The organism is Streptomyces sp. NBC_01426 (assembly GCF_036231985.1).
Classification (GTDB): Bacteria; Actinomycetota; Actinomycetes; order Streptomycetales; family Streptomycetaceae; genus Streptomyces.
This window is the reverse complement of the sequence record NZ_CP109500.1, coordinates 2,344,341-2,366,928: the sequence shown is the minus strand read 5'-3', so window position 1 is coordinate 2,366,928 and position 22,588 is coordinate 2,344,341. Positions and strand designations below refer to the sequence as shown.

The window sequence follows — 22,588 nt, the reverse complement described above, 5'->3', positions numbered from 1 at the left end:
AAGGGACGCTCGGTCGGACCTCGCTCACACCTCGCTCAGACCTCGGTCACCTCGGACACGTGCAGCACCTCGGTGATGCCGCGCGCGGACAAGTGCGCCCGGTCATCGGCGTGTTCCGCCAGGACCACCGCGGGGCGCACCCCCTGGGCCGTCAGCGCGGCCCACGCCTCGAAGAAGGTCCCGCCCGGGGCGCACACCGACCGCTCGGGCGCGGTGCGCGCCCCGCCGACGTCCACGACGAGCGCGGTCGACCGGACGGGCGGGCGGTGCTCCCGGCCCCGCCACCACTCGGCGATCCGGGCGATGGCCGCCCCCTGGGGCTTGAGCCGGCGGTCATTGGTCAACAACCCCAGGCCGTACTCCAGCTCGGGGAAGTCCGCGAGGTCCCGGGACACGTCGTGCGAACACCACCAGGTCACGCCCCACACGTCCGGGCAGTCCAGCACGTTGGCCACGGTCGCCTCGGTGAACTCCGCCGCGTGCTCCGGCTGGACCAGCGGCGCGGGCGCCCCGACCTCCTGGAGCCACACCGGGCGGTGCGGGTCGAGGGCCCAGGCCTTGGACAGCTCGACCAGGTAGGCGGCGTGGTGCTCGGTGGCCGTCCCGGTGCGCCCGTGGCGCTGGGCGGTCCCGTTGAACACCCACGAGTGCACGGCGGTGGCCGCGCCCAGCCGGGCCGCCTGGTCCGCGGTGAAGGGGTGCCCGTCCAGGTACCAGGCCGCGTCGTACTCGGCGTGCAGGTGAAACCGCCCCGGGGCCCCCTTCTCGCACGCGGCCAGCATCCGCTCCAGCCACCACCGCGCCTGCTCCTGGGTGATCCGATCAGGGTCGGGGTGCGGGGAGTCGGAGAACTGGTTGATCTCGTTGCCGATGGTCATCCCGAGGAAGTTCGGCCGGTCGGCGAGGGCGGCGGCCAGCGTGCGCAGGTACTCCTCCTGCGCCTCCACCACACGGGAGTCGCTGAAGATGTTGCGCCGGTGCCAGGTCCCGGTCCAGGCGGGCAGGAAGTCGAAGCTCGACAGATGCCCCTGCAATCCGTCCACGTTGACGTCGAGCCCGCGTTCGGCGGCCGCGTCGGTGAGCGCGACGAGCTGTTCGACGGCGCGCGGACGGATCAGCGTGCGGTTCGGCTGGAACAACGGCCACAGCGGGAAGACCCGTACGTGGTCCAGCCCGAGCGCGGCGATCGAGTCGAGGTCGGCGCGGACCTCGTCGAGGTCGAAGTCGAGCCAGTGGTGGAACCACCCGCGCGTCGGCGTGTAGTTGGCGCCGAACCGCAGCCGGCGGGGGAGAGGAGGGGCGGTGCCGTCGTGCATGAATGATCCTGGAGTTCAGGGGAATTCACCGGACGCCCACAACCTGCCGCCCGTTCCGAGGGAAAGTCAACAGGGTCGACACGGGTGATCTTGACCCGATGAGCCTGAATATGCCTCGTGCGGAGGGCAGTTGGCGACTTATGCGCTTCAGTTCAAGCCGCAGTAGGGGAGTTGACGATCGAGACTTCCGTGCTAATGCGGTTTAGTCGCGACCCGATCGCCACGACCAGGGGGAAAGGGTGGGGAATCTGGCCAACGTCGACCACGGGGGCGTTGACGGGTGTGCGCGCAATCCGGTAGGGCGTCCGGGAAGTGTCAACGGGGGCCCCGCGCACCGACGTTCGGGCGGTGCCCGGGGGCCGTGATGGCCGCCTTGCGGGGGCCGGATCGCGTACGGTCCCGCCATCGGAGTCCGCTTCGGCGAAGGATGAGGCAGGCATGGCGCGCAGACCCACCATCAAGGACATCGCCCGCCGGTCGGGGGTGTCCGAGAGCGCCGTCTCCTTCGCGCTCAACGACCGGCCCGGGGTGTCCGAGGACACCCGTGCCCGCGTCCGCCGGATCGCCGAAGAACTGGGCTGGCAGCCCAACAGCGCCGCCCGCGCGCTGTCCGGCGAGCGCTCCGGCGCCGTCGGGTTGGTCCTCGCCCGCCCCGCGCACACCCTCGGCGTGGAGTCGTTCTTCCTCCGACTCGTCTCCGGTGTCCAGGAGGTGCTGTCGGTGGGGCGGATCGCCCTGCTCTTCCAGGTGGTGGAGGACGTGGACGCGGAGTGTGCCGTCTACCGCCGGTGGTGGGCCGAGCGGCGGGTGGACGGGGTCATCGTCGTCGACCCCCGGATCGACGACCCGCGACCGGAACTCCTCGCCGGGCTGGGGTTGCCGGCCGTCATGGTGGGCGGACCGGACGCCCCGGGACCGGACGCCCCGGGGGCGGGCGACCAGGGGGCGGGCGACCTGAGGCCGGATCCCGCAGGATCCCGGCCGGCCGCCGCGCCGGCCGTTCCGCCGGCCCGTCGACCGTCCACGATCCGCGCCGACGACGCCGGCGCGATGGTCCAGGTGCTGGAGCACCTCCACGGACTCGGCCACCGCAGGATCACCCATGTCGCCGGCCTCCCCGGCCTCGCCCACACCGCCCGCCGGATGGCCTCGCTGCGCACCTGGTCCGAGGGGCGCGGGCTCGGCCCCGACCGGGCGCGCTCGGTGGTGACGGACTACTCCGACGCCGAGGGGGCGGCCGCGACCCGCCGGGTCCTCGCCGAGCCGGAGCCACCCACCGCCCTGGTCTACGACAACGACGTGATGGCGCTGGCCGGTCTCGCCGTCGCCGCCGAGCTGGGCATCCCGGTCCCCGGCCGGCTCTCCATCGTCGCCTGGGACGACTCCGCGCTCTGCCGGGTCACCCACCCGCGGCTCACGGCCCTGGTCCGTGACACGGCCGCGTTCGGGCGGCTCGCCGCCGAGGAGCTGCTGGCCGTCCTCGCCGGCGGCGTGCCCCGCACCCGGCAGAGCGAGCTGCCGCGACTGGAGCCCCGCGAGAGTACGGCGCCACCCCCGACCGCATACTGAGTTCCGACCCCTTCCTGGAGCGCCACCGTGACCAGTTCCACCCCAGCCCTCCCCACCCCCCGAGCCGCCGCCCCGGGCACCGGCCCGACCGTGGCGATCGACATCGGCGGAACGAAGATCGCCGGCGCTCTGGTGCACCCGGACGGAACGATGACGGCGGGCACCCGCCGCCCCACGCCGCGCACGACGAGCGCCGACGCGGTGATGGCGGCGGTCGCCGAGGTCGTCGCGGACCTGGCACGCAGCCCGCTGTGGCCCTCGGTGGTCCGCTGCGGCGTCGGCAGCGCGGGTCCGGTGGACACCTCCCGCGGCACGGTCAGTCCGGTGAACATCGGCGCCTGGCGGGAGTTCCCCGTACAGGCCCGGATCGCGGCGGAACTGGCCGCCCACGGGGCCCGGATCCCGACCGTCCTGGCGGGCGACGGGGTCGCGATGACGGCCGCCGAGCACTGGCTGGGCGCCGCCAAGGGGCACGCCAACGCCCTCTGCATGGTCGTCTCCACCGGTGTCGGAGGCGGCCTGATCCTCAACAACCGGCTCCACCCCGGTCCCACCGGCAACGCGGGCCACATCGGGCACATCAGCGTGGCCTTCGACGGGGAACCCTGCGTCTGCGGCGGCCGCGGCTGCGTGGAGTCCCTCGCCTCCGGCACCGCCATCGCCGCCTGGGCCCTCGCCCAGGGCTGGACCCCGGCCGAGGGTCAGGAGGCCACCGCCGCCGGCGTCGCGGCCGCCGCCCAGACGGGCGACCCCGTCGCCGAGGCCGCCTTCGACCGGGCGGGCCGCGCCCTGGCCGCCGCCATCGCCGCCACCGCCACCCTGGTCGAGACCCGGATCGCGGTCATCGGCGGGGGCGTCGCCGCCTCGGGCGACACCCTCTTCGCACCGATCCGGCGGCACCTGGCCTCGTACGCCACCCTGTCGTTCGTCCGGGACATCGAGGTCGTCCCGGCGAGCCTGGGCACCGACGCCGGGCTCATCGGGGCGGCCGCCGCGGCGATGCTGCTGCCCGAGGGCGCCTCGACCTGAGAGCCGACGCCGGCGATCCGGCCCGGGTCCCGGCGCCCCGGCTCGACCGGGGGCTCCGGGCGCTACGGCTTGACCGAGCGGTAGTACCGCCGGGCGCCTTCGTGCAGGTCCAACGGATCCGTGTAGATCGCCGTCCGCAGGTCCACCAGCTGCGCGGCGTGCACCGCGTGCCCGATCCGGTCGCGGCTGTTGATCACGGTCCGGGTGAACTGTTCCGTCAGCTCCGCGCTCGTGTCCTCGCGGGTCACGAGCAGGTTCGGCACGGCGAGCGTGGCCACCGCCGCGGTGTTGCGGGCCCGCGCGTACGCGTCCTGCGGCATCACCGCCGCCCGGTAATAGCGGGCGGGGCTGCCGCTGCCCTGGAGCTTCTCCACCAGGTCGCCCAGCGGCACGAGCCGGATCTCGAACCGCTCCGACAGCTCGCGCACGGCGTTCGTGGGGAGCCCGCCGGACCAGAAGAAGGCGTCGATCCGACCCGCCTCCAGTTCGGCCGGCATCGTGTCGATCCCTATGGACACCGGGGTGATGTCCTTCCGCGGGTCCAGCTTGGCCGCCGACAGCAGCCGCTCCGAGATCAGTCGGACGCCGGAGCCGTCCTGGCCGACCGCGACCCGCTTGCCCCGCAGGTCCCGCGTCGACTGCACCGAGGACCCGGCGGGCACCACCAGCTGTACGTAGTCGTCGTACAGCCGCGCGACCCCGCGCAGCCGGTCGGCTCCCGGCTTCCCGTCGAGCCGGTACTTGGACACCGCGTCCGCCGTCGCCACCGTGAAGTCGGCCTTCCCGGCGGCCACCCGCTGGAGGTTCTCCTGCGAACCCTCACTGGGGTCCAGCCGCACCTTCACGCCGGGGATGTCCGCGGCGAGGTCCTCCTTCAGGAGCTGCCCGTAGCGGTGGTAGACGCCGGTCGGGACACCCGTGCTGAACGCGAGGTCACCCTTGAGTTCCGGCTCCCCGAAGGGCCTCAGCCACCAGGCCAGCACGCCGAACACCGTCAGTACGGCCGCCAGGCCCCACAGGGCGCGGCGCCGGCTGATCCGGGGCACTCGGGACGGCAGGAGCGGCATGCCCGCGATCCTACCGCCGGGCCCGTCCCGCCCCGGGGCGGGAGCGTCACGCCCCTCGGCCCGTCAGGCCCGCCCGCAGCCGGGCCAGGAGGTGCGCCGCGGCCGGACCCGGCGGGACGCCCGTCCGCCAGGCCAGCGCCACCCGACCGCTCAGCGCCGGTTCGACGATCCGCAGCGCCACCAGATCGCCCGCGACCCCCGTCTCCGTCCCGGCCGGCACCACCGCCGCCCCCAGCCCCCGCGCGGCCAACCGCGCCAGCACGGACGGCGCCGCCGCCTCGAAGTCCACCCGGGCCGCGAACCCGGCCTCCGCGCAGGCCCGCTCCAACACCGCACGCAGACCCGTCCCGCGCGGCAGACTGATCAGCGCCCGCGCACGCAGCGCCGCCAGCGGGATCCGCCCGTGCACGGCGTCCCGCACGAGCGGATCACCGGCCCGCACCACCGCCACCAGAGGCCGGTCGAGCACCACCTGGAACGCGATCCCGGGCGGCGGGTCCCCGGCCGGCCCGATCACCGCCAGATCCAGCTCCCCGCTCGACAACGCCGCCAGCATCCGCTCCGACGTGTCCTCGGACAGCGCGATCTCCACCCCGGGGTGCGCCTCGTGGAAGTCACCGAGCACCCCCACCACGTCCAGCCCCGCCACCACCGCCCCGGCCGCCCCCGGGATCAACCCGACCGCGACCCGCCCCCGCAGCAGCCCCGAGATCTCGTCGGCCGTGCGCCGCATCCCCTCCACCGCCGCCAGCGCGGCCCGCGCGTACGACAGCAACGCCGTCCCCGCCTCGGTGGGTGTCACCCGCCGTCCGGAACGGTCGAGCAGCCGTACCCCCAGCTCCCGCTCCAACTGCCGGACCTGCGCGCTCACCCCCGGCTGGGACACGTGCAGCCGGGCGCCCGCCCGTGTGAAGCCGCCCTCGTCCACGACCGTCACGAAGTACCGCAGCTGAGCCAGTTCCATAACCGTGCATTCTAGGGAGCAGAAGAACCCGCGCTTGGACTTATGGCAGAGGCCCGACCCACCCTGGACCCATGACCGACATCGCCGCCGCGACCGCCGCGGAACGCCGGGAAATGGCCGACGTACTCGACTCCCTCACCCCCGACCAGTGGGACGCCCCGAGCCTGTGCGCGGGCTGGCGGGTCCGCGAGGTCGCCGCCCACATGTCGCTGGGCTTCCGCCACTCGCTGCCCCGGTTCGCCGTCGAGCTGGTCGCGGCGCGCGGCAGCCTGCACCGGATGACCGACCGCGCCGCCCGCCGTGACGCCGCGTCCCTCGCCCCCGCCGAACTCGCCGCCCTGCTCCGTGACCATGCCCACCACCCGTGGAAGCCCCCGGCCGCCGGACCCACCGGGGCCCTCGCCCACGACGTGGTCCACGGCCTCGACATCACGATCGCCCTCGACCACCCCCGTCGGGTCCCCGAGGACCGGCTGCGCCTCCTCCTCGACGCCGTCACCCTGCGCGGCCTGCGGTTCTTCGGCGTGGACCTGACCGGCATCCGACTCGTCGCCGACGACCTCGACTGGTCCCGGGGCACCGGCAGCCCTGTCCACGGCACCGCCCGGGAACTGCTGCTCGTGCTGTTCGGCCGCCGGCTGCCCGCCGGGCGACTGCACGGAGGCACGGAGGGCTCCCGGGTACCGCCTACCCTTGTCGCATGACCAGCAGCAGCGACCGGAGCACGGCAGTGGACGTCAAGGGAACTTACGAGGTGCGCACCTACGGGTGCCAGATGAACGTGCACGACTCCGAGCGGCTTTCCGGTCTGCTGGAGGGTGCGGGCTACACGCGTGCGCCCGAGGGGTCCGACGGTGACGCCGACGTCGTCGTGTTCAACACCTGCGCCGTCCGCGAGAACGCCGACAACAAGCTGTACGGCAACCTCGGCCGGCTCGCCCCGATGAAGACCAAGCGCCCCGGCATGCAGATCGCCGTCGGCGGCTGCCTGGCCCAGAAGGACCGCGACACGATCGTCAAGCGCGCCCCCTGGGTCGACGTCGTCTTCGGCACGCACAACATCGGCAAGCTCCCCGTCCTCTTGGAGCGCGCCCGCGTCCAGGAGGAGGCGCAGGTCGAGATCGCCGAGTCGCTGGAGGCCTTCCCCTCGACGCTGCCGACCCGCCGCGAGTCCGCGTACGCCGCCTGGGTGTCCATCTCCGTCGGCTGCAACAACACCTGCACCTTCTGCATCGTCCCGGCGCTGCGCGGCAAGGAGGAGGACCGTCGTCCCGGCGACATCCTCGCCGAGGTCGAGGCCCTGGTCGCCGAGGGCGTCTCCGAGATCACCCTGCTCGGCCAGAACGTCAACGCGTACGGCTCCGACCTGGGGGACCGCGAGGCCTTCAGCAAGCTGCTGCGCGCCTGCGGGCAGATCGAGGGCCTGGAGCGGGTCCGCTTCACCTCGCCGCACCCGCGCGACTTCACCGACGACGTGATCGCGGCCATGGCCGAGACCCCGAACGTGATGCCGCAGCTGCACATGCCGATGCAGTCCGGGTCGGACACCATCCTCAAGGCGATGCGCCGCTCGTACCGTCAGGAGCGCTTCCTCGGCATCATCGAGAAGGTCCGGGCCGCCATCCCGCACGCGGCGATCTCCACCGACATCATCGTGGGCTTCCCCGGCGAGACCGAGGAGGACTTCCAGCAGACGATGCACGCCGTGCGCGAGGCCCGCTTCGCGAACGCGTTCACCTTCCAGTACTCCAAGCGCCCCGGCACCCCGGCCGCCGACATGGACGGCCAGATCCCCAAGGAAGTCGTCCAGGAGCGGTACATGCGCCTGGTCGCCCTCCAGGAGGAGATCTCCTGGGAGGAGAACAAGAAGCAGGTCGGCCGCACCCTGGAGGTCATGGTCGCGGAGGGCGAGGGCCGCAAGGACGGCGCCACGCACCGCCTCTCCGGCCGTGCCCCCGACAACCGTCTCGTCCACTTCACGAAGCCGGACGAGGAGGTGCGCCCGGGTGACGTGGTGACCGTGGACATCACGTACGCGGCCCCGCACCACCTGCTGGCCGAGGGCCCGACGCAGGCCGTGCGCAGGACCCGCGCGGGGGACGCCTGGGAGAAGCGCAACGCGGCCCCGGCGCAGCCGGCGGGCGTCATGCTCGGCATCCCCACCCTCGGCGTCCCGGCGCCCCTCCCGGCCGCCACCTCGGGCTGCGCGGCCCCGGCATCCGCCTGACGCCGAGACGCTCCAGCGGTCCGGCCCCGAAAGGCCGGACCGTGGACCCGCACACGACGGTGAAGGCCGCGCACCGCGCACCGTGCACCCCGTACTCCGGCGGAGCCGCACGGCCCCGGCCGGCGACGGCTAGGCTGCGGATCATGCTCGTAGCCGCCGCCGTCTGTCCCGCCCCGCCGCTCCTCGTGCCGGAGGTCGCCGCGGGAGCCGCCGCCGAACTGGGCGACGCCCGCACCGCCTGCTCCGACGCGCTCGCCGTGCTCGCCGCCTCCCGACCCGACCTGCTGGTCGTCGTCGGTGCCGCCGACCAGGACCACCGCGGGCCCTACCCCCAGGGCTCCCGGGGTACCTTCCGCGGCCACGGCGTGCAGTTCGACGTGCAACTCGGCGACGGCGACGAGGGGCCGCGCCTGCTGCCCACCTCGTTGGCCGTCGGCGCCTGGCTGCTGCGCCGCGCCCGCTGGGGCGCCGCCCCCGTGGAAGGCCTCGGGGTCGGGGAACCGCTCGAAGCCGAACAGTGCCTGCGCGCGGGTCGGGACCTCGCCGCCCGCGACGCCCGCGTCGCCCTGCTCGTGATGGGCGAGGGCAGCGCCTGTCGCACGCTCAAGGCCCCCGGCTACCTCGACGAGCGCGCCGCCGGCTTCGACGCGGCCGCCGCCCACGCCCTCGGATCCGCCGACACCGCCGCGCTGGCCGCCCTCGACGCGGACCTCGCGCACGAACTCCAGGCCGCCGGGCGGGCCCCCTGGCAGGTCCTCGCGGGCGCCGCCGAAGACGCGGGCCTCGACGGTCGGCTGCTGTACGAGGACGCCCCGTACGGGGTCGGCTACTTCGTCGCCGCCTGGTCCTGACGCCGGCCCGGCACCCACCCGGGCCGCCGCGTCCGGGCACGAGAAAGGGGCGCGGGGTTCATCGAACCCGCGCGCCCCTCTCCGGCGACCACGTCAGGAAGTCGCCGGCGGCGTCGGCCCGCCGGGTGCGTCCTTGTGCGCGATCTTGCCCAGGGCGTCCTTCGCCTTGCCCGTCCCGCTCGTGATCTGACCGCTGTACTTGCCCTTGGTCTTGGAGTCCACGGCCTTCGCGACCTTCTCCAGACCGTCGGAAATCTTGCCCTCGTGCTGCTGCGCGAGGTCGCCGACCTTGTCCTTGGCCGGAGCGAGCTTGGCCTTCAGATTGTCCAGCAGGCCCATGGGTCACCCTTCAGTGGCGATGGCTACGTACGGGCGCCCTCGCCGGCCTCGCTGTCCAGGGAAGCCTCCGCGGACTTCTGCTGCGGAATCTCCGCGGCTGTCGCCGCCGGAGCCTCCACCTCAGTCGCCTCGTCCGTCGCTTCCTCGGACGGGGCCGTCAGGTCGGCGGACGCGACCTCTTCGGTCGAGCCCTGCTCCTTACGGCCAAAAAACCGGCTGAAAACGCCCATGTCTACTCCCGTAACGTTACTCGTGCGAATGAAGTTCCGCCGTGGCCGAAACGGCCTCCGCCGGGTACACGCCGGGCCGGAACCTCGCCAGGGCAACGACTCCGACCGCGTCCCGTCACGTCGCTCGATCGGGTACCGGCCGCCGGGTTTGCGAGACTGTGTCGGTGAGGAATCCAGCCCCCGCCCCGCGGGTCATCGCCGTCGTCGGTCCCACCGCGGCCGGAAAGTCCGACTTGGGCGTCGCCCTGGCCCGCCATTTCGACGGCGAGGTCGTCAACGCCGACTCCATGCAGCTGTACCGGGGGATGGACATCGGCACCGCGAAACTGACGCAGGAGGAGCGCGGCGGAGTCCCGCACCACCTCCTCGACGTCTGGGACGTCACCGAGACCGCGAGCGTCGCCGAGTACCAGCGCCTCGCCCGCGCCGAGATCGACCGACTCCTCGCGCAGGGCCGCACGCCCGTCCTCGTCGGCGGCTCCGGGCTGTACGTCCGCGGCGCGCTCGACGCCATGGAGTTCCCCGGCACCGACCCCGAGGTACGGGCCCGCCTGGAGGAGGAGGCCACCCTGCGCGGCCCCGGCGCCCTGCACGCCCGGCTCGCCGCCGCCGACCCGATCGCCGCCCAGGCGATCCTCCCCAGCAACGGCCGCCGGATCGTCCGCGCCCTGGAGGTCATCGAGATCACCGGGCGCCCGTACACCGCGAACCTGCCCGGCCACGAGTCCGTCTACGAGACCGTCCAGATCGGCGTCGACGTGGGCCGGCCGGAACTCGACGAACGGATCGCGCTGCGGGTCGACCGGATGTGGGAGGCCGGGCTCGTCGACGAGGTCCGCGACCTGGAGGCCCGGGGCCTGCGCGACGGGATCACCGCCTCCCGCGCACTCGGCTACCAGCAGGTGTTGTCCGCCCTCGCGGGCGCGTGCACCGAGGACGAGGCGAGGGCCGAGACCGTCCGGGCCACCAAGCGCTTCGCCCGCCGGCAGGACTCGTGGTTCCGGCGCGACCCGCGCGTGCACTGGCTGAGTGGCGCCCTCGCGGACCGCGGGGAACTCGCCGGACTCGCGCAGTCGTTGGTCGAACGAGCGGTCACAGCCTGATCACGTGATGGCATCGGGACGCCCCGTGCGCCCGTACCGGGGCCGGGGCCGTGCCATCATCAAACTTCTGAACAGCGGCGTACGAAGTCCGAGTGGGGAGGGCGCGTGGCTATGGAGGCCGGCCCTCGTGACACCGGGCGGGACGACACCAGACGGGAAGCGGACCCGATGCTTCACAGCGGGATCGCGGAATCGGTCGGGTCGGACGGCCCGGACGCCCTCGGCCTGCCCGCCGACCCGGCGCGGCTGACGCCCGACGGCCCCGACGCCCCGGACATCACCGCCCTGGACGTCTCGGGCCCCGAGTTCGAGGTCGAACTGCGGCCGCAGCGCCGCCTGCGCATCTGGCAGATCGCTCCCATCGTGATGCTCGCCGCCGCCGGATCCCTGATGTTCGCCTTCCCGCTCGCCTTCGAGTTCGGCGACGGCGGAGCCGTGGTTGCCATGCTCGGCTTCCTCATCAGCTGCTGCGCCGGCGGGTGGGCCATGATGGCCGCGCGCCGCGTCGGCCACTCCTGGCCCGGACTGCCGCCCCGCGGCAGCGGCCGCCGCCCCGACTGGCGCATGGCCGCGCTGTACACGGTGATGGCCCTCGCCCTGGTGTCCCTGGCCGTGTACCGGGTCGCGCGCCTGCGCTGAGCGGGCCCGCGCGCCCTCCCCGTCGGGCCCCCACGCCGCGGACACCGGGCGAGCGCCCGGAGGCGAAACGGGCCCCGAAGGTACGATGACCTGGTGACGCACCGCACCCTCTCCTTCCTCAAGGGCCACGGGACCGAGAACGACTTCGTGATCGTTCCCGACCCGGACAACGCCATCGACCTGCCCGTGACCGCCGTCGCCGCACTGTGCGATCGGCGGGCCGGCATCGGGGCCGACGGGGTGCTGCACGTCGTGCGGTCCGCCGCCCACCCCGACACGGCGCACCTGGCCGACGAGGCCGAGTGGTTCATGGACTACCGCAACAGCGACGGGTCCATCGCCGAGATGTGCGGCAACGGCGTCCGGGTCTTCGCCCGCTACCTCCTGCACGCCGGCCACGTCGAGCCCGGCGACCTCGCCGTCGCCACCCGGGGCGGCGTCAAGCGCGTCCACCTCGACAAGAGCGGCGACGTCACCGTCTCCATGGGCCGCGCCGAACTGCCCGTCGGCGACGTCACCGTCTCCGTCGGCGAGCGTTCGTGGCCCGCGCGGAACGTGAACATGGGCAACCCGCACGCGGTGGCCTTCGTCGACAGCCTCGACGACGCCGGGACCCTGTACACCGCCCCGCCGTTCAGTCCGGCGTCCGCGTACCCGACCGGAGTCAACGTCGAGTTCGTCGTCGAGCGGGGCCCCCGGCACGTCGCGATGCGCGTCCACGAGCGCGGCTCCGGCGAGACCCGCTCCTGCGGCACCGGCGCCTGCGCCGTGGCCGTGGCCGCGATCCGACGCGACGGCGTCGACCCGGCCGTGACCGGCGAACCGGTCACGTACACCGTCGACCTCCCCGGCGGACGACTCGTCATCACCGAGCACCCCGACGGGCAGATCGACATGACCGGACCGGCCGTCATCGTGGCCGAGGGCGAGCTCGATCCGACATGGCTGACCGAAACGGCTTTCGCATGAAGGTTCCCTCCAATGGGTGATCCGTTTCACGCTGAGCGAGAGGTGGACTGCGCCACGTGGTGGGGTCGGTAACATCAGGCACCGGCCCTGAGGGCTCACCCCATGCCCACCACCGCCGGTCGAAGCCGCCGGAGGTGCCCATGAGTGCAGAGGCCACGAACCCCGAAGCACACCCCGAAGCGCGCCCTGAGCTGCGTAGACGGGGCCGGAGCAGGCTGGATCTGCGCCGGCTCGGGCGTGCCGCGCTGCTCGGGCCCGCGTCCCGAGACCGGCTTCCGGACGCCATCGGACACGTGGCGGAAGCGCATCGCGCCCACCATCCGGACGCCGATCTGTCCATTCTGCGGCGCGCATATCTGCTCGCGGAGACCTCTCACCGCGGCCAAATGCGAAAAAGTGGTGAGCCGTACATCACACATCCGCTCGCCGTCACCCTGATCCTCGCCGAACTCGGCGCGGAGACAACGACGTTGACGGCGTCCCTCCTCCACGACACCGTCGAGGACACGGACGTGACCCTCGATCAGGTACGCGAGGAGTTCGGCAACGAGGTCTGCTTCATCGTGGACGGTGTCACCAAGGTCGAGAAGATCGACTACGGCGCCGCCGCCGAACCCGAGACCTTCCGCAAGATGCTCGTCGCCACCGGCAACGACGTCCGCGTCATGTCCATCAAACTCGCCGACCGACTGCACAACATGCGCACCCTCGGCGTGATGCGCCCCGACAAACAGGCGCGCATCGCCAAGGTCACCCGCGACGTCCTCATCCCGCTCGCCGAACGACTCGGCGTACAGGCCCTCAAGACCGAGCTGGAAGACCTCGTCTTCGCGATCCTGCACCCCGAGGAGTACGAGGAGACCCGCGCGCTCATCGCCGCCCACGCGGGGGAGCGCGACCCGCTGCCCGGGATCGCGGACTCCGTGCGCGGCGTCCTGCGCGACGCCGGCATCGCCGCCGAGGTCGTGGTCCGGCCCCGCCACTTCGTCTCCGTGCACCGCATCTCCCGCAAGCGCGGCGAACTGCGCGGCTCCGACTTCGGACGGGTCCTCATCCTCGTCGGCGAGAACGCCGACTGCTACGCGGTCCTCGGTGAACTCCACACCTGTTTCACCCCGGTGGTCTCGGAGTTCAAGGACTTCATCGCCTCCCCGAAGTTCAACCTCTACCAGTCGCTGCACACCGCCGTCGCCACCGCCGAGGGGCACGTCGCCGAGGTCATCGTCCGCACCCGGCAGATGCACCGCGTCGCCGAGGCCGGGGTGGTCGCGCTCGGAAATCCGTACACCACCCCGCCGGTCGACGCCGCCGAGGGCGACGAGGAGCGGGTCGACCCGACGAGACCCGGCTGGTTGTCCCGACTGCTCGACTGGCAGCAGTCCGCACCCGACCCCGACACCTTCTGGACGGTGCTGCGCGCCGAACTGGCCCAGGACCGCGAGATCACCGTCTTCCGGGCCGACGGCGGGACGCTGGGCCTGCCGGGCGGGGCGAGCTGTATCGACGCCGCCTACGCCCAACACGGTGAGGCGGCGCACGGCTGTATCGGCGCCCGGGTCAACGGGCGCCTCACCTCCCTCTCGTCCCGGCTGTCCGACGGGGACACCGTCCAACTCCTGCTCGCGCACGACGCCTCCTCCGGGCCCGCCGCCGACTGGCTCGACCACGCCAAGACCCCGGCCGCCCGGATCGCCATCAGCGGCTGGCTCCAGACCCACCCCGACTCCGCGGCCGCCACCACCACCGCCGCCCGGGCCCCGCTCTCCGTCGTGGGGGCGCGCGGCGGCGGGGCGAACGCCGTCGCCGACCTGCCGGACGCGCCCGTGCGACTGGCCGGCTGCTGCACCCCCGTACCGCCGGACGCCGTCGCCGGGTTCGTCGTACGCGGCGGAGCCGTCACCGTGCACCGCGTCCACTGCCCGGCGGTGGCCCAGATGCGTGCCGTCGGCCGCACCTCCGTCGCCGTGCACTGGCGGGCCACCGCGGACTGCCGCGTGACCCTGCTCGCCGAATCGTTCGGCCGCCCGCACCTCCTGGCCGATCTGACCGAGGCCATCGCCCGCGAAGGGGTCGAGGTGGTCTCCGCGACCGTGGAACCGCCCGTCGAACAGCGCGTCCGGCACTCCTACACCCTCCAGTTGCCCGACGCGACGGGGCTGCCGGCCCTGATGCGGGCGATGAGGGACGTACCGGGCGTGTACGACGTCAGCCGGGCGTAGCGCGACAGCCGGGCGAAGCGGGGAGGACCGGGGGCCGGGGGGCTCGGGGGTTCGGGGGAACGGGAATCCGGGGGCGGAACGCACGTCGGCCGGGCCACGGCGTCGGACGCCCTCGTTCGGGTGCACCCGGCGCGCGCCGTTCGCGGCCCCGTGCCGGGCGCTGGTAAGCGATGGGGGATGCAGCTCACCTCCCCCCGCCTGCGTGCCGCCCTGCTCGCCGCCGCCTCGCTCACCCTCGTCGCCGCCGTACTGCCCCCGCCCCAGCCGCTGGGCATCGGCGACCGGCTCTTCCCCGAGCTCGGCAACCCCGGGTACGACGTCCTCTCGTACGACCTGTCCTTCACGTACAAGGACAACCGGACCCCGCTCGACGCCGTCACCGTCATCAGCGCCCGCACCCTGCACGCGCTGGACCGCATCAACCTCGACTTCACCCACGGCCAGGTGGCGTCCGCCGAGGTCAACGGGGAACCGGCCCGGTTCGAGAGCGCGGGAGAGGACCTCGTACTGACCCCCGCCCGCCCGGTCACCCAGGGGTCCGTGCTGAGCATCACCGTGCGCCACACCAGCGACCCGCGCGGCCGCGGCGACGGCGGCTGGGTGCCCACCGAGGACGGACTGGCCATGGCCAACCAGGCCGACGCCGCCCACCGCGTCTTCCCCTGCAACGACCACCCCGCCGACAAGGCGTACTTCACCTTCCGGATCACCGCCCCGGCCGGGCTCACGGCGGTGGCCAACGGACTGCCCGGCGCGCTCCCGACCCGCCGCGCGGGCGGCCCGACCACCTGGACGTACCGCACCCTGCACCCCATGGCCACCGAACTGGCCCAGGTCTCCGTCGGGACCTCGGAGGTCGTCCACCACACGGGCCCGCACGGACTCCCGCTGCGCGACGTGGTGCCCGCCGCCGACCGGGTGCGCCTGGAACCCTGGCTGAAGAAGACCGACGGCCACGTCCGGTGGATGGAGGAGCGGGTCGGGCGCTACCCCTTCGAGAACTACGGAGTGCTGATCGCCCGGGCCACGACCGGCTTCGAGCTGGAGACCCAGACCCTCTCGCTCTTCGAGCACGGCCTGTTCTCCGGGAACGCCGGCTACCCCGAGTGGTACGTCGAGGCCGTGATGGTCCACGAACTCGCACACCAGTGGTTCGGGGACAGCGTGAGCCCCCGCACCTGGTCCGACCTGTGGCTCAACGAAGGACACGCGACCTGGTACGAGGCCCTGTACGCCGACGGCCTCGGCAAGTACTCCCTGGAGCGACGCATGCGCGAGGCGTACCAGCGCTCCGACCAGTGGCGGGCCGCCGGTGGCCCCCCGGCCGCCCCCAAGGCCGCCGCCCCCGGGGAGAAGATCGGCCTGTTCCGGCCCGTGGTCTACGACGGGGCCGCGCTCATCCTGTACGCCCTGCGCCAGGAGGTCGGCGCCGCGACCTTCGACCGGATCGAGCGCCGCTGGGTGGCCGCGCACGCGGACTCCACGGCCGGCACGGACGACTTCGTCCACCTGGCCTCACAGGAGGCGGGGCGCGACCTGACCGCGTTCCTCAAGCCCTGGCTGTACGGCACGACCACCCCGGCGATGCCGGGGCATCCGGAATGGGGCGGCCCGAAAAGCGTGTGACGCGCCCGGAACGGGCATGTCACCATCAACGAGGCCGTTCGGCGACCGATCGGCCCGGGGCCCGGGCTCCGGGAATCACCGGGCCATGTGACGCGTTGGACGTGACAGTGTTATGTCACGTTCGGCGGTAGCGTTGGCCATTGCCGGGCGCGACGCATTCGAATCGACGTAAGGATCCAATGACCTCCTCTTCTTCCCCTTCCCAGGACGCGCGGGACGCACAGGACGTGCGTGACCCGCAGAGCTTCACCGAGAGCCTTCGGGCCGATGCCCTGATGGAAGAGGACGTCGCCTGGAGCCACGAGATCGACGGAGACCGGGACGGCGAGCAGCTTGAGCGCTCCGAGCGCGCGGCCCTGCGGCGCGTGGTCGGTCTCTCCACCGAGCTCGAAGACGTCACCGAGGTCGAGTACCGACAGCTCCGGCTGGAGCGCGTCGTACTCGTCGGTGTCTGGACCTCCGGCACGGTGACGGACGCCGAGAACTCCCTCGCGGAGCTCGCCGCCCTCGCCGAGACGGCGGGCGCCCTCGTCCTCGACGGCGTGATCCAGCGTCGCGACAAGCCCGACCCGGCCACCTTCATCGGCTCCGGCAAGGCCCGCGAACTGCGCGACATCGTCATGGAGAGCGGCGCCGACACCGTCGTCTGCGACGGTGAGCTCAGCCCCGGCCAGCTCATCGCCCTCGAAGACGTGGTCAAGGTCAAGGTCGTCGACCGCACCGCGCTCATCCTCGACATCTTCGCCCAGCACGCGAAGTCCCGAGAGGGCAAGGCCCAGGTCGCGCTCGCGCAGATGCAGTACATGCTGCCGCGCCTGCGTGGCTGGGGTGCGTCGCTGTCCCGTCAGATGGGTGGCGGCGGCGGTGGCGGCATGGCCACCCGTGGCCCCGGTGAAACCAAGATCGAGACCGACCGGCGTCGGATCCGCGAGAAGATGGCGAAGATGCGCCGGGAGATCGCGGACATGAAGACCGGCCGCGACATCAAGCGCCAGGAACGCCGGCGCAACAAGGTGCCCTCGGTCGCCATCGCCGGCTACACCAACGCTGGCAAGTCCTCGCTGCTCAACCGCCTCACGGGCGCCGGCGTGCTGGTGGAGAACTCGCTGTTCGCCACCCTCGACCCGACCGTGCGCCGGGCCGAGACGCCGTCCGGCCGGATCTACACCCTGGCCGACACCGTCGGTTTCGTCCGGCACCTGCCCCACCACCTGGTCGAGGCGTTCCGCTCCACGATGGAGGAGGTCGGCGACTCCGACCTCATCCTGCACATCGTGGACGGCTCGCACCCGGCCCCGGAGGAGCAGCTGGCGGCCGTACGCGAAGTGATCCGCGAGGTCGGCGCGGTCAACGTGCCCGAGATCGTCGTGATCAACAAGGCGGACGCGGCGGACCCGCTCGTCCTCCAGCGGCTGCTGCGCATCGAGCGGCACTCCATCGCCGTCTCGGCCCGCACCGGCATGGGCATCGACGAGCTGCTGGCGCTCATCGACACCGAGCTGCCGCGACCCGAGGTCGAGGTGGAGGCACTGGTGCCGTACACCCGCGGCTCGCTGATCGCCCGGGCCCACGCCGAGGGCGAGGTCATCTCCGAGGAGCACACCCCGGAGGGCACCCTGCTCAAGGCACGCGTCCACCAGGAACTCGCCGCGGACCTGGCACCGTACGTGCCGGCCAAGCACTGACCGGTGCGGCGCGTCGGTGAAGCACCGGCGCGACATCACATGAGGGAGGGCCCCCGCGATGCGGGGGCCCTCCCTCATGTGATGTCGCGCCGGCCCGGGCGCCGCGCGCCCGGGCCACTCGCTACTTGAACTTGGCGCTCACCGCGGAGTAGATGCCCTTGGCCTCCGGGCCCAGGCGCGGACCGGCCAGCCAACCGGCCTTGGCCGGGCCGATCGAGGTGTTCGACACCAGCGCCGGCCTGCCGTCGGCACCCGCCGCGACCCAACCGCCACCCGAGGAACCGCCGGTCATGGTGCAACCGATGCGGTACATCACCGGGTCGGCGGCCTTCAACGACAGACGACCGGGCTTGTCCGTGCACTGGAACGCCCGCTGGCCGTCGAACGGAGCCGCAGCCGGGTAGCCCGTCGCCGTGATGCCCGCGACCTTGCCCACCGCCGGCGCGTTGAAGTCCACCGGAAGCGCCGAACCGACCGTCTCCTCCAGCGACTTGCCGCTGCCCTTCTCCGGTGCGACGTGCAGCACCGCGAAGTCGTACGGAGCGCCCGCGCCACCGGTGGGACCACCCGACGCGATCCACTGGTCCGAGGTCTGCGCCCAGTCGCTCCACCACACGCCGTAGGGGGCGACCTGCTCGCGCGGCGCGCCCTTCAGCTGCGCCGACGCCCTGCCCGCGTTGTTGTAGGACGGCACGAAGGCGATGTTGCGGTACCAGCCGCCCGCCTTGCCCGCGTGGACACAGTGACCAGCCGTCCACACCATGTTGGACTTGCCCGGGTGCGCCGGGTCCTTCACCACGGTCGCCGAGCAGACCATCGACCCCTCGGGGCCGTCGAAGAAGACCTTGCCGGACGCCGGAACGCTGGAGTGGTACGGCGCCACCGCACCCCTCGCCCGCACCGGAACCGGCGTCGGGTCCGTGACACCCTGGTCCTTGCCCGCGTCCGGATCCACGGCCGGAGGCTGCGGAGTCTTGTCGGCGTCACGCATCCGGTCCGGGTCCCACAGACCCTCGATGACCGGGTTGATGTAGTCGCCCGCCTCGCGGAGCCAGTCCTCCTGCTTCCAGTTCTTCCACGCACCTCCCCGCCACTTCTCCAGGTCGACGCCGTGCTCCTTGAGCTTGTCCCTGAGCTCGTCCGGGATCTTGATCCCGTCCGTACCGGGCGGAAGACTCGCAGCCACGGTCGGCTTGGCGTCGCCGCCGGCCTCCCCGTCGCCGGGGCCACAGGCTGCGGCGGTCAGCGCGAGCGCGGCCGCGCACAGGATCGCGGTGACCGGTCGGATCGGTCGCATGTCGTAAATCCCCCTGGTGTTTCGAGGCGTTGAACGGGGTGGAGTGCGGTGGCCGTACGGGTGTACGGCAAGCGCAGCACCCCACTATGCCGCTGCTCCGAAGGACGGCACAGCCCGGGGCCGCGGTTCCTGTTCTTCGAACCATCCCCGGAACTTGTTCGATTCGGACATCCCGCAGGACATCGCGGCGGACTGTGTGCAGGAAACGGCGGCGGACCTCGATGTGACCTCGTGGTCGTGTTCGCGACTGCTTCGGCGGGACTTCGTGGCGGGCTTCGCGCTGCTTCGTGGCGGACAAGGATCTTCGGTCCACCCGTGATCCGCGGCCGTCACCGTCGTTGGTACGTACGGGGGACGGGGGAGCAGCGTTCATGTTCGAGACGCAATCCGGAAGAGAATCCGTGCGGGAGGACCGACACTCGTGGCTTTGAGCGAGGCTTTCACCGAGTCGGCCGCGGCCGCGGAGCAGATCCCGCCGCAAGGAACCAGAGGACCTGTCGCCGCCGAAACCATCCTGCGCAGGCAGGCACAACGGGAGTCCGCCGCCCGGACGTACGCGCGCTCGCTGCCCATCGTCCCGGTGCGCGCCCGGGGCCTGACGATCGAGGGCGCGGACGGACGGCGCTACCTCGACTGCCTGTCCGGTGCGGGCACCCTCGCCCTCGGGCACAACCACCCCGTGGTGCTCGAAGCCATCCGCGGCGTCCTCGACTCCGGCGCACCGCTGCACGTCCTCGACCTGGCGACACCCGTCAAGGACGCCTTCACCACCGAGTTGTTCGCGAACCTTCCGGCGGCGCTCGCGGCCGACGCCCGGATCCAGTTCTGCGGGCCGGCCGGGACGGACGCCGTGGAAGCCGCGCTCAAACTGGTCCGCACCGCCACCGGGCGTTCCGGGCTGATGGCCTTCACGGGCGCGTACCACGGCATGACCGCGGGAGCACTGGACGCCTCCGGCGGGGCCACCGACGTACGCGTCACCCGGCTCCCCTACCCCCAGGACCACCGCTGCCCCTTCGGCGTCGGCGGGGTCGAGGGCGCCCGGCTCGGCGCCCGTTGGACCGAGAGCCTGCTCGACGACCCGAAGGGCGGGGTACCCACGCCCGCCGGGCTCATCGTCGAACCCGTACAGGGAGAGGGTGGCGTCCACCCCGCCCCGGACGACTGGCTCCGGCGGATGCGCGAGATCACCGAGGCCCGGGGAATCCCGCTGATCGCGGACGAGGTGCAGACGGGCGTGGGCCGCACCGGGGCCTTCTGGGGCGTGGACCACGCGGGGGTGGTGCCCGACGTGATGGTGCTGTCCAAGGCCATCGGCGGCAGCCTGCCGCTCGCGGTGATCGTCTACCGGTCCGAACTCGACGTCTGGGCGCCCGGCGCCCACGCCGGCACGTTCCGCGGCAACCAACTGGCCATGGCCGCAGGCACCGCCACCCTCGCCTACGTCCGCCGCAACAACCTCGCGGAACGCGCCGGGGTACTGGGCGAACGCATGCTGACGGCCCTGCGCGCCCTGGCCGCCGACCACCCGTGCATCGGCGACGTACGAGGCCGCGGGCTGATGCTGGGCGTCGAACTCGTGGACCCCGAAACCGGCGACGCCGCCCCGGACCTCGCCGCCACCGTCCGCCAGGAATGCCTGGACCGCGGGCTGATCGTCGAACTCGGCGGCCGCCACTCCTGCGTGGTCCGCCTGCTCCCCCCGCTCACCCTGACCGACGAGCAGGCCGCAGCCGTCCTGGAACGGCTGGCCGACGCCATCGCCGCCACCGCCCGACGGTCCCACTGACCCCACCCGCACCCCAAGGACCCCCGATGCCGGACCCCTCCACCCCGCACCCCACCCCCTCCCCGAGGGCCGGCACCCCGACGCCGGGCTTCACCCCGACGCCGGGCTTGAGCCTGGGGCCGGGCCCGAGCCTGGGGCCGGGCCCGAGGCCGAGCCTGAGCCTGGAACCGAGCACGAACCCGGGACCGGGGCCGGGGCCGGGGCCGGGACCGAGCACGAGCCCGAGGTCGGAGTTCGCCCCGGGGCAGGCCCCGAGCCGGGAGTTCAGCCTGGGAGAGGTGCAGGGCCCGGGGTTCAGCCCGGGTGGTGGGCACCAACCGAGTCCGGAGCCCACCCCGCCCTCGGGTACGGCCCACCCCGTCCCGTCCGCACCCGCGCCTGAATGTCCCCACCCGGCCCCTCCTCTCGACCACGCGGCCCCAGGCGCCCGGCCCGCCGGCTCGGTCAGCGCCCCGACAGCCCCCGCCCTGGCCGCGTCAGCCCTGGCTGGTTCGGGTCCGGTCACCTCGCGCGCGGTCGCCTCGGGTCCGGGCGACTCGGTCAGGACCCCGAGCTCGACTCCGGCCACCCCGGCTGCCGCGGCATCGGCTCCCTCGCCCCTGTCACCGAGCTCGGCTCCGATGGCCCCAGCGAAGGGCAACGTCAGCACCCCGGTGACCGCGACCCCGACCGCCTCGGCCGCGACTTCAGCTTCGACAGCGGCTCCGGCTCCGGCTCCGACTTCGGCGTCGGCTCCGGCCCCGGCCCCGGCCCCGGCTCCAGCTCCGACTTCGGCGTCGGCTCCCAAGGGGACCGCCCCGACCCGAACCGAGCTTTCGGGCGGGACGCCGGGCCAGGAGACCTCAGCAGCGGTGGCATGGTCAGCACCGGTCCTGGCGCCGACAGCGGCCCTGGACTGGGCAGTGGCTCGCCCCGCGCAGGCCCCCTTCCACGCAGTCCCGGCCGCCCCGGTCAGCTCCGACTCTCTCGGAGCCCGGACCTCGCCCCCCGCACCCCCGGGCACACGGCCGGCCGGCCCGGGCTCGGTGACAGGTCGCCAGAGCCCGGCGTCGGCAACCCTGGCCTCCTGGCCGGCCCCGGGGCCCACCCCGACGGCGAGCCCGGCCAGTCCGACCCCGAACCGCGGTCCCGCCCTCGCCGCCCGACCCCCGCTCGGTGCGCCCACGCAGGGAGTCACGGGGCAGGACCTCACCCCGCTGCTGTGGCTCGCCCCCACCCCGTTCGCCGGCTCGGGCCCGAGCCCGCGCCCGGCTCCGACCGAGGCCCGGTCCCTCGACCCGGGAGAGGCGGACCCCGGTCCGAACCCGGCGTCGTCCCGGAGCTTCAGGCCGGCCCGCGAGGACACCCCTTCGCCCCGCCTCGCACCCGACCCGGTACGAGACACTGCCCCCATCGCAGCACCCAAGCCCCCGACCCCGGGCGCCCGGCCTGAGGCGCCACCGACAGCGGGCACCCCTCAGGATCCGACCGCTCCCGCCACCGCACTGGGTCACGACACCCCACCCATCCCCGAGGCTGTCCCCAGCCCCAGCCCCAGCCCCAGCCCCAGCCCCAGCCCCAGCCCCAGCCCCAGCCCCAGCCCCAGCCCCAGCCCCAGCGCCGGCACCCCCAGCCTCAGCGCGAGCCCCAGCGGCGCCCCCAGCCCCACCCCCAGCCCCGGAATCGCCCC

Annotated in this window: 18 protein-coding genes; 12 read left to right on the top strand and 6 right to left on the bottom strand. The window is 73.3% G+C overall.

Features of this window, described 5'->3' with window-relative positions; translation table 11 throughout:
• Positions 1-35 precede the first annotated feature (35 nt).
• On the bottom strand, positions 36-1,316 hold the full coding sequence (locus OG906_RS10175; protein WP_329441938.1) for a glycoside hydrolase 5 family protein: 1,281 nt from the start codon (positions 1,314-1,316) through the stop codon (positions 36-38).
• A 438-nt stretch (positions 1,317-1,754) separates the two neighbouring features.
• Between OG906_RS10175 and OG906_RS10170 the strand changes: the two genes are divergently transcribed.
• On the top strand, positions 1,755-2,885 hold the full coding sequence (locus OG906_RS10170; protein ID WP_329441937.1) for a LacI family DNA-binding transcriptional regulator: 1,131 nt from the start codon (positions 1,755-1,757) through the stop codon (positions 2,883-2,885).
• 27 nt (positions 2,886-2,912) lie between these two features.
• Entirely contained in the window at positions 2,913-3,914 is a 1,002-nt protein-coding gene (locus tag OG906_RS10165) for an ROK family protein (RefSeq protein WP_443067368.1), read from the top strand.
• Between the two features lie 62 nt (positions 3,915-3,976).
• Here the strand turns inward: OG906_RS10165 and OG906_RS10160 are convergent, their stop codons facing one another.
• Positions 3,977-4,981, bottom strand: coding sequence for a TAXI family TRAP transporter solute-binding subunit (locus OG906_RS10160; protein ID WP_329441936.1), 1,005 nt, complete (start codon positions 4,979-4,981; stop codon positions 3,977-3,979).
• Positions 4,982-5,027: 46 nt separating this feature from the next.
• A complete protein-coding gene (locus tag OG906_RS10155; RefSeq protein ID WP_267829527.1) occupies positions 5,028-5,945 on the bottom strand; it encodes a LysR family transcriptional regulator in 918 nt (305 codons plus the stop codon).
• Between the two features lie 71 nt (positions 5,946-6,016).
• Between OG906_RS10155 and OG906_RS10150 the strand changes: the two genes are divergently transcribed.
• The 3 genes from OG906_RS10150 to OG906_RS10140 all read left to right on the top strand — a co-directional run bounded on the left by OG906_RS10150 (position 6,017) and on the right by OG906_RS10140 (position 9,023).
• A complete protein-coding gene (locus OG906_RS10150) occupies positions 6,017-6,649 on the top strand; it encodes a maleylpyruvate isomerase family mycothiol-dependent enzyme (RefSeq protein WP_329441933.1) in 633 nt (210 codons plus the stop codon).
• Positions 6,646-8,172 (top strand): tRNA (N6-isopentenyl adenosine(37)-C2)-methylthiotransferase MiaB, encoded by a 1,527-nt coding sequence (miaB, locus tag OG906_RS10145; protein ID WP_267829525.1) that lies wholly within the window; start codon positions 6,646-6,648, stop codon positions 8,170-8,172. The genes OG906_RS10150 and miaB overlap by 4 nt, the downstream gene beginning before the upstream one ends.
• A 143-nt stretch (positions 8,173-8,315) precedes the next feature.
• A complete protein-coding gene (locus OG906_RS10140; RefSeq protein ID WP_329441931.1) occupies positions 8,316-9,023 on the top strand; it encodes a class III extradiol dioxygenase subunit B-like domain-containing protein in 708 nt (235 codons plus the stop codon).
• A gap of 93 nt (positions 9,024-9,116) precedes the next feature.
• On the opposite strand, the gene OG906_RS10135 is transcribed toward OG906_RS10140, so the two are convergent.
• Together OG906_RS10135 and OG906_RS10130 are read right to left on the bottom strand one after the other, a co-directional pair.
• Positions 9,117-9,362 carry an antitoxin gene (locus tag OG906_RS10135; protein WP_267800240.1) on the bottom strand — a complete coding sequence of 82 codons (246 nt, stop codon included), beginning with the start codon at positions 9,360-9,362 and terminating at the stop codon, positions 9,117-9,119.
• Positions 9,363-9,385: 23 nt separating this feature from the next.
• Positions 9,386-9,592 carry a gliding motility protein gene (locus OG906_RS10130; protein ID WP_329441927.1) on the bottom strand — a complete coding sequence of 69 codons (207 nt, stop codon included), beginning with the start codon at positions 9,590-9,592 and terminating at the stop codon, positions 9,386-9,388.
• A gap of 164 nt (positions 9,593-9,756) precedes the next feature.
• On the opposite strand from OG906_RS10130, the gene miaA reads away from it, so the two are divergent.
• The 6 genes from miaA to hflX all read left to right on the top strand — a co-directional run bounded on the left by miaA (position 9,757) and on the right by hflX (position 17,833).
• Positions 9,757-10,695 (top strand): tRNA (adenosine(37)-N6)-dimethylallyltransferase MiaA, encoded by a 939-nt coding sequence (gene miaA / locus OG906_RS10125; RefSeq protein WP_329441925.1) that lies wholly within the window; start codon positions 9,757-9,759, stop codon positions 10,693-10,695.
• Between the two features lie 111 nt (positions 10,696-10,806).
• Positions 10,807-11,334 carry a hypothetical protein gene (locus OG906_RS10120; RefSeq protein ID WP_329447982.1) on the top strand — a complete coding sequence of 176 codons (528 nt, stop codon included), beginning with the start codon at positions 10,807-10,809 and terminating at the stop codon, positions 11,332-11,334.
• A gap of 93 nt (positions 11,335-11,427) precedes the next feature.
• Positions 11,428-12,303, top strand: coding sequence for a diaminopimelate epimerase (gene dapF / locus OG906_RS10115; protein WP_329441923.1), 876 nt, complete (start codon positions 11,428-11,430; stop codon positions 12,301-12,303).
• Positions 12,304-12,443: 140 nt separating this feature from the next.
• A complete protein-coding gene (locus OG906_RS10110) occupies positions 12,444-14,522 on the top strand; it encodes a RelA/SpoT family protein (RefSeq protein ID WP_329441921.1) in 2,079 nt (692 codons plus the stop codon).
• 177 nt (positions 14,523-14,699) lie between these two features.
• On the top strand, positions 14,700-16,148 hold the full coding sequence (locus tag OG906_RS10105) for a M1 family metallopeptidase (protein WP_329441919.1): 1,449 nt from the start codon (positions 14,700-14,702) through the stop codon (positions 16,146-16,148).
• A 179-nt stretch (positions 16,149-16,327) separates the two neighbouring features.
• A complete protein-coding gene (gene hflX, locus OG906_RS10100) occupies positions 16,328-17,833 on the top strand; it encodes a GTPase HflX (protein WP_329441917.1) in 1,506 nt (501 codons plus the stop codon).
• A gap of 121 nt (positions 17,834-17,954) precedes the next feature.
• On the opposite strand, the gene OG906_RS10095 is transcribed toward hflX, so the two are convergent.
• Complete coding sequence (locus OG906_RS10095) at positions 17,955-19,130, bottom strand: trypsin-like serine peptidase (RefSeq protein ID WP_329441915.1); 1,176 nt, start codon at positions 19,128-19,130, stop codon at positions 17,955-17,957.
• Positions 19,131-19,599: 469 nt separating this feature from the next.
• On the opposite strand from OG906_RS10095, the gene OG906_RS10090 reads away from it, so the two are divergent.
• Complete coding sequence (locus tag OG906_RS10090; protein ID WP_329447981.1) at positions 19,600-20,919, top strand: diaminobutyrate--2-oxoglutarate transaminase family protein; 1,320 nt, start codon at positions 19,600-19,602, stop codon at positions 20,917-20,919.
• The last annotated feature ends 1,669 nt before the right edge of the window (positions 20,920-22,588 follow it).